Source organism: Alteromonas sp. PRIM-21, assembly GCF_027563165.1.
GTDB classification, from domain to species: Bacteria; Pseudomonadota; Gammaproteobacteria; order Enterobacterales; family Alteromonadaceae; genus Alteromonas; species Alteromonas macleodii_A.
The window spans coordinates 546,270-561,700 of record NZ_JADOEK010000001.1; the positions used below are offsets into that span (position 1 = coordinate 546,270).

General features: G+C 44.1%; 15 protein-coding genes and 9 tRNA genes. 5 read left to right on the top strand and 19 right to left on the bottom strand.

The window, feature by feature from the left end; all coding sequences use genetic code 11:
- Nucleotides 1-140 precede the first annotated feature (140 nt).
- The gene (locus IW644_RS02355; protein ID WP_269916254.1) at nt 141-725 is read right to left on the bottom strand and encodes an acyl-CoA thioesterase; all 585 of its coding nucleotides are present in this window, start codon (nt 723-725) and stop codon (nt 141-143) included.
- Nucleotides 726-817: 92 nt separating this feature from the next.
- Between IW644_RS02355 and IW644_RS02360 the strand changes: the two genes are divergently transcribed.
- Both IW644_RS02360 and IW644_RS02365 read left to right on the top strand, forming a co-directional pair.
- On the top strand, nt 818-1,438 hold the full coding sequence (locus IW644_RS02360) for a flavin reductase family protein (protein ID WP_269916255.1): 621 nt from the start codon (nt 818-820) through the stop codon (nt 1,436-1,438).
- Nucleotides 1,439-1,488: 50 nt separating this feature from the next.
- Nucleotides 1,489-2,145: a cupin domain-containing protein gene (locus tag IW644_RS02365; RefSeq protein ID WP_269916256.1), complete on the top strand. Its 657-nt coding sequence runs from the start codon at nt 1,489-1,491 to the stop codon at nt 2,143-2,145.
- 181 nt (nt 2,146-2,326) lie between these two features.
- Here IW644_RS02365 and IW644_RS02370 read toward each other — a convergent pair whose 3' ends face one another.
- From IW644_RS02370 to IW644_RS02435, 14 genes are all read right to left on the bottom strand, one after another.
- Complete coding sequence (locus tag IW644_RS02370; RefSeq protein ID WP_269916257.1) at nt 2,327-3,733, bottom strand: alanine/glycine:cation symporter family protein; 1,407 nt, start codon at nt 3,731-3,733, stop codon at nt 2,327-2,329.
- Between the two features lie 343 nt (nt 3,734-4,076).
- A tRNA-Gln gene (locus IW644_RS02375) sits at nt 4,077-4,152 on the bottom strand.
- 4 nt (nt 4,153-4,156) lie between these two features.
- Nucleotides 4,157-4,241: transfer RNA gene (locus IW644_RS02380), tRNA-Leu, on the bottom strand.
- Between the two features lie 32 nt (nt 4,242-4,273).
- Nucleotides 4,274-4,350, bottom strand: a tRNA-Met gene (locus IW644_RS02385).
- Nucleotides 4,351-4,402: 52 nt separating this feature from the next.
- Nucleotides 4,403-4,478: transfer RNA gene (locus tag IW644_RS02390), tRNA-Gln, on the bottom strand.
- A gap of 2 nt (nt 4,479-4,480) precedes the next feature.
- Nucleotides 4,481-4,565 (bottom strand) — tRNA-Leu (locus tag IW644_RS02395).
- Nucleotides 4,566-4,599: 34 nt separating this feature from the next.
- Nucleotides 4,600-4,675, bottom strand: a tRNA-Gln gene (locus IW644_RS02400).
- A gap of 4 nt (nt 4,676-4,679) precedes the next feature.
- Nucleotides 4,680-4,764, bottom strand: a tRNA-Leu gene (locus IW644_RS02405).
- A 35-nt stretch (nt 4,765-4,799) separates the two neighbouring features.
- Nucleotides 4,800-4,876, bottom strand: a tRNA-Met gene (locus tag IW644_RS02410).
- 171 nt (nt 4,877-5,047) lie between these two features.
- Nucleotides 5,048-6,061, bottom strand: coding sequence for a peptidylprolyl isomerase (locus IW644_RS02415; RefSeq protein ID WP_269916258.1), 1,014 nt, complete (start codon nt 6,059-6,061; stop codon nt 5,048-5,050).
- A gap of 125 nt (nt 6,062-6,186) precedes the next feature.
- The gene (gene ychF, locus IW644_RS02420; RefSeq protein WP_179982965.1) at nt 6,187-7,278 is read right to left on the bottom strand and encodes a redox-regulated ATPase YchF; all 1,092 of its coding nucleotides are present in this window, start codon (nt 7,276-7,278) and stop codon (nt 6,187-6,189) included.
- Between the two features lie 41 nt (nt 7,279-7,319).
- On the bottom strand, nt 7,320-7,901 hold the full coding sequence (pth, locus tag IW644_RS02425; protein WP_025254772.1) for an aminoacyl-tRNA hydrolase: 582 nt from the start codon (nt 7,899-7,901) through the stop codon (nt 7,320-7,322).
- Between the two features lie 5 nt (nt 7,902-7,906).
- The gene (locus tag IW644_RS02430; protein WP_179982966.1) at nt 7,907-8,539 is read right to left on the bottom strand and encodes a 50S ribosomal protein L25/general stress protein Ctc; all 633 of its coding nucleotides are present in this window, start codon (nt 8,537-8,539) and stop codon (nt 7,907-7,909) included.
- Between the two features lie 325 nt (nt 8,540-8,864).
- Nucleotides 8,865-9,320 (bottom strand): ribose-phosphate pyrophosphokinase, encoded by a 456-nt coding sequence (locus tag IW644_RS02435; RefSeq protein ID WP_269916259.1) that lies wholly within the window; start codon nt 9,318-9,320, stop codon nt 8,865-8,867.
- A gap of 620 nt (nt 9,321-9,940) precedes the next feature.
- Between IW644_RS02435 and IW644_RS02440 the strand changes: the two genes are divergently transcribed.
- On the top strand, nt 9,941-10,249 hold the full coding sequence (locus IW644_RS02440) for a hypothetical protein (RefSeq protein ID WP_269916260.1): 309 nt from the start codon (nt 9,941-9,943) through the stop codon (nt 10,247-10,249).
- Between the two features lie 72 nt (nt 10,250-10,321).
- Here IW644_RS02440 and IW644_RS02445 read toward each other — a convergent pair whose 3' ends face one another.
- The 4 genes from IW644_RS02445 to lolB form a co-directional block, all read right to left on the bottom strand.
- The gene (locus IW644_RS02445) at nt 10,322-11,269 is read right to left on the bottom strand and encodes a ribose-phosphate pyrophosphokinase (protein WP_012517998.1); all 948 of its coding nucleotides are present in this window, start codon (nt 11,267-11,269) and stop codon (nt 10,322-10,324) included.
- A 33-nt stretch (nt 11,270-11,302) separates the two neighbouring features.
- Nucleotides 11,303-11,378 (bottom strand) — tRNA-Gln (locus tag IW644_RS02450).
- A 33-nt stretch (nt 11,379-11,411) separates the two neighbouring features.
- Nucleotides 11,412-12,296 carry a 4-(cytidine 5'-diphospho)-2-C-methyl-D-erythritol kinase gene (ispE, locus tag IW644_RS02455; protein WP_269916261.1) on the bottom strand — a complete coding sequence of 295 codons (885 nt, stop codon included), beginning with the start codon at nt 12,294-12,296 and terminating at the stop codon, nt 11,412-11,414.
- Nucleotides 12,296-12,922, bottom strand: a complete 627-nt coding sequence (gene lolB, locus IW644_RS02460; protein ID WP_269916262.1) for a lipoprotein insertase outer membrane protein LolB — start codon at nt 12,920-12,922, stop codon at nt 12,296-12,298. The genes ispE and lolB overlap by 1 nt, the downstream gene beginning before the upstream one ends.
- 131 nt (nt 12,923-13,053) lie before the next feature.
- Here lolB and hemA point away from each other — a divergent pair, with 131 nt between their 5' ends.
- Nucleotides 13,054-14,328 carry a glutamyl-tRNA reductase gene (gene hemA, locus IW644_RS02465; protein WP_269916263.1) on the top strand — a complete coding sequence of 425 codons (1,275 nt, stop codon included), beginning with the start codon at nt 13,054-13,056 and terminating at the stop codon, nt 14,326-14,328.
- A gap of 15 nt (nt 14,329-14,343) precedes the next feature.
- A complete protein-coding gene (gene prfA, locus IW644_RS02470; RefSeq protein WP_179982972.1) occupies nt 14,344-15,429 on the top strand; it encodes a peptide chain release factor 1 in 1,086 nt (361 codons plus the stop codon).
- Nucleotides 15,430-15,431 lie beyond the last annotated feature (2 nt).

The window sequence follows — 15,431 nt, forward strand, 5'->3', positions numbered from 1 at the left end:
AAGCCCCCTAAGGTTAGATGTACAACCTTAGGGGGCTTTTTATTTGCTGGGCAAGATGCTACTGGTGGACAGCGCAACATAGTCAAAATTAAATGTATATTGCGGTACTACTATAAGTCCTTTGCTCTCAGATTTACCCTCTAACCTTCATCGTTTTGTTTTACAGGCACATCATCCCGGTCAAAATTAACGGTGCATCTATGCGCATCGAGAAGCGCAAAGTCTTCTTTAGGAATAAATGCATCGTAATCACGTTGAAGCTTAACTTGCGCTTCTTTACGAATTTTACTGCGACGAATAGCGGTGACAAAGTTTCGCATTTCATAGTGAGTAGATAGTTCAAGTTCAGGAACGGCCACAGGTTTACCGCTGTCATCTTTGGCTACCATGGTGAAGAAGCTATTGTTAGTATGCTTAACCTCGTTCGTTTTTATGTTCTCCGTGGTTACCTTTATCCCCACAACTAACGATGTGTTCCCAACATAATGCACAGTTGCATCTAGATGAAGAAGATCGCCAACCTCAACGGGCTGTAAAAATTCAACGCCGTCGACAGTTACCGTAACGCAGTAGGCGCCTGCATGCTTACTTGCACACGCGTAAGCGACCTTATCCATTAAAGATAAGATAACGCCACCATGTACTTTTCCGCCAAAATTAGCGAATGACGGTACCATTAATTCAGTAAGTCTTGTTCTCGAAAATGCGACACTTCGTGCAGTCATAAACAACCTTTAATCTAAAGCCCTTGAAAAACGCCGTGTAAGCGTTCATATCAGTAGTAGTTTTACCCTACCACACATTTTAAGGAATGGTTTTGTCACAAACGCATTTTTATCAACCAAAAGAAGGTCATGGCTTAGCACACGACCCCTTTAACGCGATTATTGCACCGCGCCCCATAGGGTGGATTTCTACAAAATCAAAAGCGGGTGTGCTAAACCTTGCCCCTTACAGTTTTTTCAATGCCCTTAATTATACGCCGCCAATTATCGGCTTTTCGGTAGTAGGCAGTAAGAAAGATTCATTGATAAACGTGCAGGAAACGGGTGAGTTTTGTTGGAATCTTGTATCGCAAGATTTGGTGGATGCGATGAATAAAACAAGCAAGCCTTTAGCACCTGAGGAAAGCGAGTTCGACCACGCTGGACTTCAAGCCGTAGAAAGCGAAATAGTGCAGGTTCCTCGCGTGAAAGCCAGTAAGGTGAGCATGGAGTGTAAGCTTACGGATGTGGTACAGCTTAAGACGGCTTCAGGTGATGCGGTGAATAGTTGGTTCATTATGGGCGAAGTCGTGGGCGTACACATTGATAAGTCGCTAATTGAAAACGGTGTTTACAGTACGCTAAAAAGTGCGCCAGTGAGTCGTGGCGGCGGACGAGGTGATTACTACACTATATCCCAAGATAATTTTTTCGAAATGCTAAGACCTGAGTAACGGTCTTTAAGAAAATAGCGACAACGCGCCAATACCAATCGGTGACCTAAATGTTAAATATGAACTTTGATGAACGCTTAGCTATCAATACACAAAAGCAAGAGTGGCAGCCGTCGCCATCTTCCACGGTTTGGCGTAAGCCGTTAGAGCGTGAAGCAAAAGAGTCTGGTCATACAACCAGTGTAGTGAAATACGAGCCTGGCGCTAGCTTCAAACAGCATAGCCATCCGTACGGAGAAGAGATTCTAGTGCTTGAAGGCGTGTTTTCCGATGAGAATGGAGACTACCCTGCAGGCACTTACCTGCGCAATCCACCAGGCAGTAAACACAGCCCGTTTAGCAAAGAAGGCTGCGTGATCTTGGTTAAACTGAATCAATTCGATAAGCGCGATTTAGCTGAGGTTAGAGTGAATACGAATACGGCAGAATGGCTGCAAGGGCAGGGCGGTTTAGAGGTGATGCCGCTTCACAACTTTGAGCATGAACATGTTGCGCTGGTTAAGTGGCCTGTTGGCGAGGTATTTAAGCCCCACAAGCATTTCGGTGGCGAAGAAATATTTGTATTGTCGGGGACGTTTAAAGACGAGCATGGTAAATACCCCAAAGGTACATGGATAAGAAGCCCGCATATGAGTCAGCATCATCCTTACGTTGACGAAGAAACAGTAATTTGGGTTAAGACAGGGCATTTGCCAGTGGCGCTTTAGGACTTCATAACTTTTACGTTACTGCTAGTAAATGCATATGACATGATGAATTGTTTTTGCCGACTCATGGCTACAGCAAGAAAGGCTAACCTCAGGTTAGCCTTTCTTGCTGTAGCTGACTTATTTAGAGCTACTTAGTCATAGTTACGGGAATAACATCTAACTTAATTTAAAGTCGAAATTAATCCCACACGCCATCTTCTGACTTACCCTGTATTTCACAGTCACCCGCTTTGTATTCCATGTTTGCGCCACTGTCTTTTTTCTTAAAGTAGTCTTTGCTGATAGACACAATGGTTGGGGTCATCCATACAATAGCGATGATGTTGATGACCGTCATTAAACCTAGCGCCATGTCGGCCATGGCCCATACCTGAGGTAGCGCTGCTTGTGCACCCCAGTAAATCATGCCTAAATAGCCAATAGTGTAGACCAAACGGCCTATTTTGTTATCTAGCTTGAACATGTGCAGGTTACTTTCGCCGTAGGCGTAGTTTGCTACTACAGATGTAAATGCAAATAAGCTAATGGCGGCTGCCACGAAGTCGGTACCGCCTTCACCTAAGTGACTACTCATCGCGTCTTGGGTTAAGCGTATGCCCTCCATTTGATCAGAGCTTGAACCGCCAGCAAGTAGAATGATAAAGGCAGTAGACGTACACAGTACTAGGGTATCTAAGAAAACGCCAAGCATCTGAATGTAACCTTGAGATACTGGATGATTAGGGTTTGGAACAGCACTTGCCGCTGCGTGCGGTACAGAGCCGCTACCCGCTTCATTTGAATAGAGGCCACGCTGGATTCCATTTTTAATAGCTGCACCTAGTGCGCCCGCGCCAGCTTCCTGCAAGCCAAATGCTGATTTTATAATATCAAGTAACATAGCTGGCAGTTCGGAAATATTAATGAAGGTAATGGCAAGCGCTACTAGCACGTAGCCAATCCCCATGAAAGGAACCACAAACTCGGCAAAGCGAGCGATGCTTTTAAGCCCGCCCACTACAATTAATGCTGCTAGGACAATAATGGCTAGGCCAACATATTCAGCAGGGAAAGAGTACGCATTGTTTAATGCATCGGTAATAGTATTAGCTTGAACAGCGCTGAAAACAAAACCGTAGCCAAAGAACAAACAAAGCGAGAAGGCAACGGCTAACCACGTTTTATTGAGTCCCTGCTTGATATAGTACGCAGGACCGCCACGGAACTCGCCGTTTTCGTCACGTACTTTGTAAAGCTGGCCCAAAACACTTTCAGCAAAGCCGGTGGCCATACCTAATAGGGCAATCATCCACATCCAAAAAATTGCGCCTGCACCACCTAGTGATATAGCAACTGCAACGCCAGCTAAGTTACCCGTACCTACGCGGGCAGATAAACTGGTACACAAAGCTTGGAATGAACTGATGCCGTCTTTAGTAGAGGTGTTACTGCCTTTAAGCAGGCTGAACATATGACCGAAATGTCTAAGCTGTACTCCGCCTAGTTTTACGGTAAACCAAATACCACACGCCAGAAGCATGATAATAAGTACCTGGCCGTCTCCCCACAGAATATTGTTAACTAATGAAACGAATTCGTTTATCACGCACTTTCCTTCGTTATTGTTTTAATAGCTGCTCGGCGTGTAAAGATGAACTGAACATGACAGGTGCGTTGTCAGAACAAACGCTTCAGTTTAAGCAAACATATATTTGCTAAACCTTAGGGTAAGCCGAGCTATATCGATAAAGAACCAATACTAGCACGACAGTTAAATGATTGGACAATGAAAACGTACTGAAACTATGACGTTTTATGCTCGCATATAGCAAATTTATTCATTTAGAAGGGAAAGGCCGTAGAGTTTTTAAGTAAAATCTATCATTACTATTTAGAAAGGGTAAACACAAACAAAAAAGCCGCTCAAAAGAGCGGCTTCTTCAAGAATATGGCTGGGGTAACAGGACTCGAACCTATGAATGGCGGGATCAAAACCCGCTGCCTTACCAACTTGGCTATACCCCAATTTTGGTGCGGAAGGAGAGACTTGAACTCTCACGCCGTGAAGCACTGGAACCTAAATCCAGCGTGTCTACCAATTCCACCACTTCCGCAATGTAGACTTCCAATTAAGGAATGTAAAAGTTGGTGGCTACGGCGAGATTCGAACTTGCGACCCCATCATTATGAGTGATGTGCTCTAACCAACTGAGCTACGTAGCCTAAACTTTTATCTTCAATAAAAAGCCGCTCGATGAGCGGCTTCTCAAGAATTTGGCTGGGGTAACAGGACTCGAACCTATGAATGGCGGGATCAAAACCCGCTGCCTTACCAACTTGGCTATACCCCAAATGGTGCGGAAGGAGAGACTTGAACTCTCACGCCGTGAAGCACTGGAACCTAAATCCAGCGTGTCTACCAATTCCACCACTTCCGCGTAGACGCTAGCTATAATAGTCATTCAAAAAGAATGGCTGGGGTAACAGGACTCGAACCTATGAATGGCGGGATCAAAACCCGCTGCCTTACCAACTTGGCTATACCCCAGTCGTGGTGCGGAAGGAGAGACTTGAACTCTCACGCCGTGAAGCACTGGAACCTAAATCCAGCGTGTCTACCAATTCCACCACTTCCGCGCAGCTAGACTTTCCTAAAAGAGATAACAGAGAATTGGTGGCTACGGCGAGATTCGAACTTGCGACCCCATCATTATGAGTGATGTGCTCTAACCAACTGAGCTACGTAGCCTTGCTATTCTCTTCCCTCTCAGGAAGTGGCGCGTATTATGCGTATATGACTGGCAACCGTCAACCCCTTTTTTACTAACTTTTTTTAAATGCTCATTAAGTGTGCGCATTAGGGCGAAATACGCACAAAAAGCCGTGAATTTGAACAACTTGCAAGGGGTAAAGTACTCATTTACCAAGCTTTGTCACTGGCTTTTGTTTGGTAATAACACACGTCAATAGGGCGCGGGCCATAGGTATTATCATGAAAAAACGGGTTATCTAGGTTTTTTCCTGTATTCACTCGTTTTTTGTATTCTTCATGGTGAGGAGTTTGTATGAAATAAGGTGTTGCATTGCTTGCATGCACAAAAGCCTGCTTAATTTTGCTTTCTTGCGTTATGTCATCTAAAACGCCGCCTGTATCCATATTGCCCCTAGGCAACTTTTGAAGTAATTGCATCCCCTTCACTACACGGCCTACCACCGACATGTTTCTATCTAAGTGTCGTGGTGCTTGACCAATTACAATATAAAACTCGGTACTGGCGGTATCTTTTTCGCTATTGCGAGCAAACGCCACAACGCCAGGGCAATGAAGCCCCCACATTTCCTTTCGATTTTTATCTATACCCACTGGGAATCCGTCTAAAAAGCCAGTATTGGGTGCAAACATATCTTTAGATTCAACGACGTTTACATTGCTATTAAGTGGCTGAGTAAATTCAGCGCTTATTGGCTTAAGCAGATTTGCTGCAAATCGAGATGTGTCGTGGGTGTCATTGCTGCCCGCTTGTGCGACAAACCCATCTACTACACGATAAAACGCTTGCTCGTTGTAAAAGCCTGCGTCTATAAGCGCTTTGAACCTGGCCACATGCTTTGGCGCAAGTGTTGGGTGAAGTGCAATAACCACATCGCCATGTGCGGTTTTAAAAGTCACCGTATTAGCTTGGGGTACCTGATACCAACTATCGGAATTGCTCACCAATGTTGGTGCCATTTCATTGCCGCTGATGTCTGATTGTGTGTTTACCGCTTTAATCTGAGTTTCACTGGCAATGGAAAAACTCGCAAAGCCTAGTAAACATAATGTTCTAACGGAGGCTTTAAATAAAGATTGTCGTTTTTTAAGCCGTGAGTATCGCTGTGATTTGCTTTGCGATATTGAGAATGGGTAAGAATTTCTAAGCTGTTTAAAAATCATTGTAAAAGTCGTTAGTTTTTTTATTAGTTATATCAGCCCTATGTATGCTTCACAATTGTTTACAGAAAACAAAAAAGCCACCTTTCGGTGGCTTTTGTAAACAGCACTAATTTCTACATTAGAAATTACACGTTAAAGCGGAAGTGGATAACGTCACCATCTTTAACAATGTAGTCTTTACCTTCAAGACGCCATTTACCTGCATCTTTAGCACCTTGTTCGCCGTTAAATTCGACAAAGTGATCGTAGCTCACTATTTCGGCACGAATAAAGCCTTTCTCGAAGTCGGTGTGAATTTTACCCGCTGCTTGTGGTGCAGTTGAACCCTCAGGGAAAGTCCAAGCGCGCACTTCTTTAACACCTGCAGTAAAGTAAGTTTGAAGGGTTAGCAAGTTATAACCAGCACGAATTACGCGGTTAAGCCCCGGCTCTTCCAAGCCCATGTCTTGCATAAACTCTTCGCGCTCGTCATCTTCAAGCTCCGCGATATCAGACTCGATAGATGCGCAAACGGCTACTACAGTCGCATTCTCGCCAGATGCTATTTCTTTTACCTGATCAAGATACGGGTTGTTTTCAAAACCGTCTTCATTCACGTTAGCAATGTACATAGTTGGCTTAAGAGTAAGCATGTTCATGTAGCTGATTGCCGCAAGTTCTTCTTTGCTAAGCTCAAGCGAACGAAGTAATAAGCCTTCATCTAGGTGCGGCTTAATTTTTTCAAGTACTTTCATTTCGTACTTAGCGTCAGCGTCGCCGCCTTTAGCGCGTTTTGCTACACGGTGAAGTGCTTTTTCTGTGGTTTCTAAATCAGATAGCGCAAGCTCGGTATTAATAACGTCGATGTCATCTTTCGGGCTAACGCGACCTGCAACGTGAACTATGTTTTCATCGTCGAAGCAGCGTACTACGTGACCGATAGCGTCGGTTTCACGGATATTCGCTAGGAATTTATTACCTAAGCCTTCACCTTTAGATGCGCCTTCTACCAAACCCGCAATATCAACGAATTCCATAGTAGTAGGAATAACGCGCTGTGGATTTACGATTTCAGCCAACTTGTCCAAACGAAGATCTGGCACAGGTACTACGCCTGTGTTTGGCTCGATGGTACAGAAAGGGAAGTTGGCCGCTTCGATACCTGCTTTTGTTAATGCATTGAAAAGTGTTGATTTACCTACGTTTGGTAGGCCAACAATACCGCATTTAAAACCCATGGTATGGATCCTTAGTTTGGAAAAGTGAAAACTGGCTAGGTTTACCCTTTGTGAGAGTGCAACCTGTTCTGTGCTTGCTTAAGGTCTTCTTTCAGCAAAATTTCGGTACAGCGTACCGCTTCATCAACGGCGCTTTCAATAGCTGCCTTTTCATCCGCTGGTGGCTTACCAAGAACATGGCCGGTTACTCGGCTTTTATGACCTGGATGACCAATACCTATGCGCAAACGCAAAAAATTCTTGTTGTTACCCATTTTAGCCACAATGTCACGTACGCCGTTTTGACTAGAACTTCCACCCACTTTGTATTTTGCTACGCCGGGAGGCAAATCTAATTCGTCAAATGCTACTAATATTTGTTCTGGTTCTATGCGGTAAAAATTAGCCAGTGCTGCTACGGCTTGTCCACTTTTATTCATAAACGTAGTGGGGTAGAGCAAACGGACATCTTTACCAGCAATAGTAATGCGAGCAGTCTTACCGAAGAATTTGGTTTCTGGTTTTAGCGGGGCGTTATAGGTGTCGGCAAGTTGGTTGAGAAACCATTCACCGGCATTGTGTCGGGTATTTTCATATTCGGGGCCTGGATTACCCAGGCCCACGATTAGGCGGATATCAGCCAAGAGGATTATTCCTCTGAAGCTTCTTCTTCGCCGTCTTCTTCTGCGTCAGCCGCTTTAGGAGCAGGCTTAACAGTCACAACTGCTAGGTCGTGAGCTTCGTCGTTCTTAGCAAGTTCTACTGAAGAAACGCCAGCTGGAAGTGTTAGGTCAGAAAGGTGTAGCGTTTGACCCATTTCAACAGCAGCCATATCTACTTCGATGAACTCTGGAAGGTTCTTAGGCAGACAAGTAACTTCAATTTCAGTTACGTGGTGCTCAGCGATACCGCCAGCTTTAACAGCAGCAGACTTCTCTTCGTTTACGAAGTGAAGTGGTACGTTAGTGTGAACGTCTTCGCCAGCGATTACACGTTGGAAGTCAATGTGCATGATCTTTGGCTTGTACGGGTGACGCTGCATGTCTTTAACTAGAACTTCAACAACTTTACCGTCAAGGTTTAGTTCAAGAACGTGAGAGTAAAACGCTTCAAAGTCAGCAGAGTTGTTAACTTTGTTGTGATCTAGTGTGATAGAAACTGGTGCTTCTTCACCACCGTAAATGATACCAGGAAGCTTATCTTCGCGACGTAGGCGGCGGCTCGCACCTTTCCCTAGGTCTGTACGAACAGAAGCATCTAGTTTGAAATTTGCTTCAGACATTGTCTGTCTCCAAAAAATATAAGTCTAATGATGTGGATTTTTGCGACCAAAACCCACTGTAATTTGATGTTTGTCACGTCTGAAAATACATTCTTACGCACAATAAATCATCAGCCCAAAATTCAAGGGCGGCGAATTCTAACACCACCCACTACAACATACAATTGCCAACACTGATAAAAATAGAAGCGGGCAAGTATAAAATTGACGATACTAATAATAAAAACGCGCCTAGGCGCGCTTTTATTATAACAAGAACAGTAAAGACAGATTTCTATGCGAGCTGTATTACAATAACAGGCTACTTGCCTACCACAGAATACGGCTATTTCGTTTGCAGGTTATCAATAACCTTGCTGGTATCAAGAACTTTAACGCTTGATACCTGAAGTACAGTACCAAATTGGGTGAACGTCATCATGTCAGGCTTAGGTGTACCTTTGACTTCAACAACAAGGCCGTTCTTTTGATAAGTTTCGTCAAGGCCATGTAACGTATAACGGTCGCCGTTTTCGGCAATAAACGCATAAAAACCGCCCTCTAAGTCTTTATATATAATGCTGCCTTTCATAGATACTTCACCTTTCACGTTCTCTTCAATGGCTTCAGCTTGTGTAACAGGCTCAGCAACCAGTTCTTTAGGCATAGACTCAGCCTTTGTGTCCATTTGCTTTTCTTTATCTACCATGGTGACGTCCTTATTCGTTTCTTCTTCAGAGCAAGCTGCAAGCGTAAGTACAGAAGTAAAAATAAGTGCAAGTTTAAGGCGATGTGTTGTCATTCTTATATTCCTCTATTAGATAAGAGTAGGGCTTTATCGTTAGCGTTCAGCTAGCACCAAGTTAGAGTAAAGCGCACTGCAGTACATAACTTTTGGGTTCTACCAAATAAATTTGTTCTTTGTTTTACAGTTTTCCATGGTGTTTAAGTAATTTCTACAAAAAACGTAGAAACCTATACATCTTTTTCACGTTTTAAAAAGTAGAGCTCATTTTTTTAAACGAGAGAGATTTTTAATTTTTACAAAAACGAAGAATTTTTAAGGGAAGATTATAAATGTTTTTATTTCACAGTAACTGGCGAAGAAAAAGTTTTATAAATTTGCTTAAACCGCTGTTCATAGGGCGATGGCAACAACTTTTTATACTAAGTGATGCAGCAAAAAAACATAGAACTTTCATTATCGAAAAGGGAAGAATAGGCTGAAATGGAATTTCGTCCTCCGCGCTTCCCCCTATATTGTAAAGCGATTGGCATAGAGCCTGCTTCATAACCATTGACTTATGTAATAACAGCCCCGAGACCTACTTATTTAGTCAAAAGGCAATGTATTACGCAGCTAGCATAATCTCCATACCCTTATTTGGGGATTATCAAAAGCAACGTTTTTAAGGAGAGAAAATGAAGCACTTAACTAAAATTTTTGCGGTATCGAGTTTGGCACTAGCGGCAACTGCATGCGATGTTAACAAAACTGAAGAGGGTGAAATGCCTGATGTTGACGTTGAGTCTGGCGAGCTTCCGGAATATGAAGTAAAGAAAACCGATGATGGACAAATGCCAGACGTTGATGTTGAAGGTGGCGAAATGCCTGAGTATGACGTCGATACGATGGACGTTGACGTAAAAACAAAGACTAAAGAAGTTGAAGTACCTGTTGTTGACGTAGATATGCCAGAAGACGACGAAGAAGAAGAAACGGGTAACTAAATAACACTTCCCGTAAAAGAAGCGAGTGAAACAGTGGTTTTTATCACTGTTTCACTCGTTTTTTAGTTTGAATTAGTATTCAAACATTGCTGAAATAGATTCTTCGTTGCTAATGCGACGAATGGTTTCAGCAAGCATCTCAGAAAGAGTAAGCTGTTTTACCTTTCCGATTTGCTTCATATCCGCACTTAATGGAATCGAGTCGGTAACGATAATCTCGTCAATAACAGACTCTTTAAGGTTGTTTGCAGCGTTACCCGAAAAAATAGCGTGAGTAGCGTAAGCATAAACACGGCGAGCACCATGTGCTTTAAGTGCTTCTGCTGCTTTTGCAAGCGTACCGCCTGTATCAATCATGTCATCAACGATGATGCAGTCTCTATCTTTAACATCACCAATAATGTTCATTACCTGAGCCACGTTCGCTTTAGGGCGACGTTTATCGATAATGGCAAGGTCAGTGTCGTTAAGTAGTTTCGCAGTAGCACGTGCACGAACAACACCGCCAATGTCAGGAGAAACGACAACAGGGTCGGCAAAGTCACGTCTTACCATGTCAGCAAGAAGGATAGGAGTACCGAATGCGTTATCCACCGGAACATCAAAGAAACCTTGAATCTGTTCGGCGTGTAGGTCGATGGTAAGTACGCGGTCAACACCAACGTTAGACAGGAAGTCAGCCACTACTTTCGCAGTAATTGGCACCCTAGCTGACCGAACACGACGGTCTTGGCGTGCATAACCAAAGTAAGGAATTACTGCTGTAATACGACCAGCGGATGCGCGACGTAGTGCGTCGATCATCACAATAAGTTCCATAAGGTTATCGTTAGTAGGCGCACACGTAGACTGGATAATAAAAACGTCCGAGCCACGGACGTTTTCATGAATTTCTACGCTGATTTCACCGTCACTGAAACGGCCAACTTTGGCATTTCCAAGTTTGGTGTAGAGGCGATCGGCAACTTTCTGGGCAAGTTCTGGTACGGCATTACCTGCAAAGAGCTTCATATCTGGCACAAGTGGTTCCTCAGTGCGTTGATAAAAGAGGTTTGGCTGGGGTAGCAGGACTCGAACCTACGAATGGCGGGATCAAAACCCGCTGCCTTACCAACTTGGCTATACCCCAATTTTTAAGTTCTTGTCCGATGTGGCGTACACGCTATTTTTGTTGTTCTAATTTGTCTAATAGTGGTGAGCGATTCACACCTTTTGCGACAAAACTCTGCCAGGCTTCAGGCATTTTAGCCCTAACCTGTTCGGCTAAAGTGTAGTCAGAAAAAGTGGCAAATACGCAAGCACCTGTGCCCGTCATTCGCGACGGTGCGTAGTGTACCAACCACTGTAATAATTTTGCAACTTCAGGATAGCGATTCGCGACTAATTGCTGACAATCATTCCAAGTTTTTTCAAATTTATAGTCTTCCCATCGTATCGCAGGTGTATTTCTGGGCAATTCGGGCGAAGTAAACACCTCAGCCGTACTTACATGAACATTAGGGTTTGCGACAAGAAAGTACATTTCTTTTTGTGGCGCGGGCGTTATCTCTTCACCCACACCTCCTGCAAATGCTGTAAGGCCTCGTACGAAGATAGGTACATCGGCACCTAAACTTAATCCTAACTCGGCTAGTTCGTTTTCGCTTAGCCCTGTATTCCATAAATGGTTAAGCGCGACAAGGGTTGTTGCTGCATTCGATGAGCCGCCCCCAATGCCGCCACCCATGGGTAGCCGTTTATCAATTGAAATAACAGCACCTTTATTGCATTTGGTTTTTGCTGCCAGCAATCGCGCGGCTTTTATGATCAAATTATCATCATCGGGTACACCATCTAATGGCACTTCCATTCGGATATTTGAATTATCTATGCCTTCTTTGTTGGCATTATCTATATCAAAGGCGAGGGCATCGCCGTAATCCAGCATTTGAAATAAACTTTGAAGCTGATGGTAGCCGTTGTCGTATCGGCCTAAAATGTGTAAGAACAGGTTGAGTTTGGCGGGGGAAGGCCACCAATCTTTTTGCGTTGATTCAGATTCGTTCACTACAGAGTCCACTGATATATTTTAATTTTAAGCTGAGTTTTAGGCATATTTGGAGTTTCATCTTGGGTAAGCGTAATGCTGTGCGGTAGCCATACAGATGTTCCATCTTCTAAATCAACACTACCGTAGTTGCCGTAAGTCACCTGCCAATTGCGGCAACCTTGGCAATAGCTTTCAAGGGTATTCACAAGCCCTTTTTCGGTTAAGGTGTATTTATCGCCTTCAAGGGGCAGACCTTTTACCCAAGACAAAAGAGGCTTTACCGGTATTACCATTTTGGTAATTTGATAAATAAGTGGTTCTGGTAAAGCATCTACATAGGTTTCGCCGTCAGCCTCTAATACTGACTGGTTTTTGTTCACGGTTAGATTAACTAGACTTACTCCTAAGAAATTAGTTAATCGAAAATCGAAATCGCCGGAATCGTTTTTCCAGACTAAATTAAGACTTGCCGCTTCTTTTCCTTGGCGAAAAGCAATTTTTCCGCGCATTTGCCACTGGTGGACTTCAGCCACTTTTTCGAGTTGCGCGGTTAGGTTTACCGCATTTTCTGGGCCTTTCGGAGCGGTCGTACATGCACTTAATAAAAAGCAAAGAGCGAATAATAAGGAAAATAAGCGAATCATTAAGGCAACATACCCGTATAAAAATAAAACACATTTAGTTGTGACATTATGGGAACACAGTTTCACCAACACTTTCAATCATTTTGCGTTTTTCGTACAATGCCGCTCCGACGTTGCCAGCACAGATTTTAATGACTTTACTCGCCCTCGGTATTAACCACAAAACAGCACCAGTAGCACTTCGTGAAAAAGTGGCTTTTACACCAGATTCTCTGGTGGAAGCGCTTGCGAGTTTAAAAAAGCTGGATGGCATAGATGAGTCTGTCATTGTATCCACCTGTAACCGCACCGAACTTTACGTCAATACCCAGGACGATACGGGGCAAAAGCTCCTACAATGGTTAAGTGACTTTCATCACTTAGACGTAGAAGAGATTGCCAGCAATAGCTATGTGCTCGCGCAAGATGAAGCAGTAAAGCACATTATGCGCGTAGCCAGCGGCCTTGATTCACTCATCTTAGGTGAGCCTCAGATATTAGGGCAGGTAAAGCAGGCGTTTGGTGATGCAAAGCATTCAGGTATGGTGAGCAGTGAGTTTGATAAGCTGTTCCAACACACATTCTCAGTGGCGAAGCGCGTTCGCAGTGAAACTGATATAGGGGCGAACGCGGTTAGCGTGGCCTATGCAGCAGTGCAACTTGCCAAGCATATCTTCGCTGAATTACCAAAGCGTTCAGTGCTACTAGTAGGCGCTGGTGAAACTATTGAATTGGTTGCACAGCATTTGAAAGAGCAGGGCGTAAGCTGCTTAGCCGTCGCAAACAGAACGGTGGCCAGGGCAGAAGCCTTAGCCGAAACACTGGATGCAAGCGTGTTTACCTTGTCGCAAGTACCAGAGCACTTAAAAGATTTTGATATCGTGATAAGCTCTACAGCTAGCCAACTGCCCTTAATTGGCAAAGGCATGGTGGAAAAAGCGCTTAAACAGCGTAGAAACATGCCTATGTTTTTGGTCGACTTGGCAGTACCGCGAGATATAGAGTCAGAAGTAAACGAGCTAGGTGATGCCTATCTTTATACTGTCGATGACTTACAGCACATTGTTCAAAAGAATTTAGAAAACCGCGAGCAAGCTGCAAAAGAAGCTGAAAAGCTTATCGACAAGCAAGCTGGCGACTACATGACATGGAAACAGTCGCAGCAATCTATAGATTTAGTAAGACAGTATCGCCAGAAAGGCATGGCGCAGCGTGACGATATTGTGGAAAAAGCCAAAGCGCAATTAGCGGAAGGTAAAAATGCCGAAGCGGTATTAGAAGAAATGGCGTATAAACTAACTAATACGCTGTTGCATTCTACAACCCTAGCGTTACGCGAAGCTGCCATGCACGATGACCCGGCGTTAAGCCGTTGGATGGGACAGGCATTAGATTTATCTGACTATTCGTCAGACAATAATAAATAAGGTAATAAGAAGCATATGAAAGAGTCGGTAGTTAGGAAACTCGAACACTTAGTCGAGCGTTTCGAAGAAGTTCAGGCGTTACTCGGCGACCCTGAAGTTATCGGCGATCAGGATAAGTTTCGCAACTTGTCAAAAGAGTTCAGTCAGCTAGAAGATGTAGTCGCTGGCTTTAATGCATATCAGCAAGCACAAGAAAACTTAAGCTCAGCACAGGAAATGCTGAACGAAGACGATGCTGAAATGCGTGAAATGGCACAAGAAGAGATGAAAGAAGCTAAGGCTGAAATTGAGCGCCTTGAAACTGAGCTTCAGGTTTTACTTCTGCCTAAAGATCCAAACGATGATAACAACTGTTTCTTAGAAATTCGCGCAGGTGCGGGTGGCGACGAAGCGGCGATATTTGCAGGTGATTTATTCCGTATGTATAGCCGTTATGCAGAAAGCCGCGGTTGGCGTGTTGAGTTGGTAAATGCCAACGAAAGTGAACACGGTGGCTATAAAGAGGTGGTTGCTAACGTTAGTGGCGATGGCGTTTACGGCGTGCTCAAGTTCGAGTCGGGCGGTCACCGCGTACAGCGTGTTCCAGAAACCGAATCACAGGGTCGCATTCACACCTCTGCATGTACTGTTGCTGTTTTGCCTGAAATCCCTGAGTCAGAAGCCATCGAAATCAACCCGGCTGAGCTTCGTATCGATACCTTCCGTGCATCGGGCGCGGGTGGTCAGCACGTTAACAAAACTGACTCTGCTATTCGTATTACTCACTTGCCAACAGGCTTGGTTGTAGAGTGTCAGGACGAGCGTTCACAGCATAAAAACCGTGCTAAGGCTATGTCAGTACTTCAAGCGCGTTTAAATCAAATTGAAGAAGAAAAGCGTGCGGCTGAAGAAGCTTCTACCCGTAAGAGTTTAGTAGGTAGTGGTGACCGCTCAGAGCGTATTCGTACTTACAACTTCCCGCAAGGTCGCGTTACCGATCACCGTATCAACCTGACCATCTACCGCTTAGATGAAGTAGTAGAAGGGGATCTAAAACAGCTCGTCGATCCGATTTTGCAAGAACATCAGGCTGACTTGTTAGCCTCGCTTTCTGACGAATAATT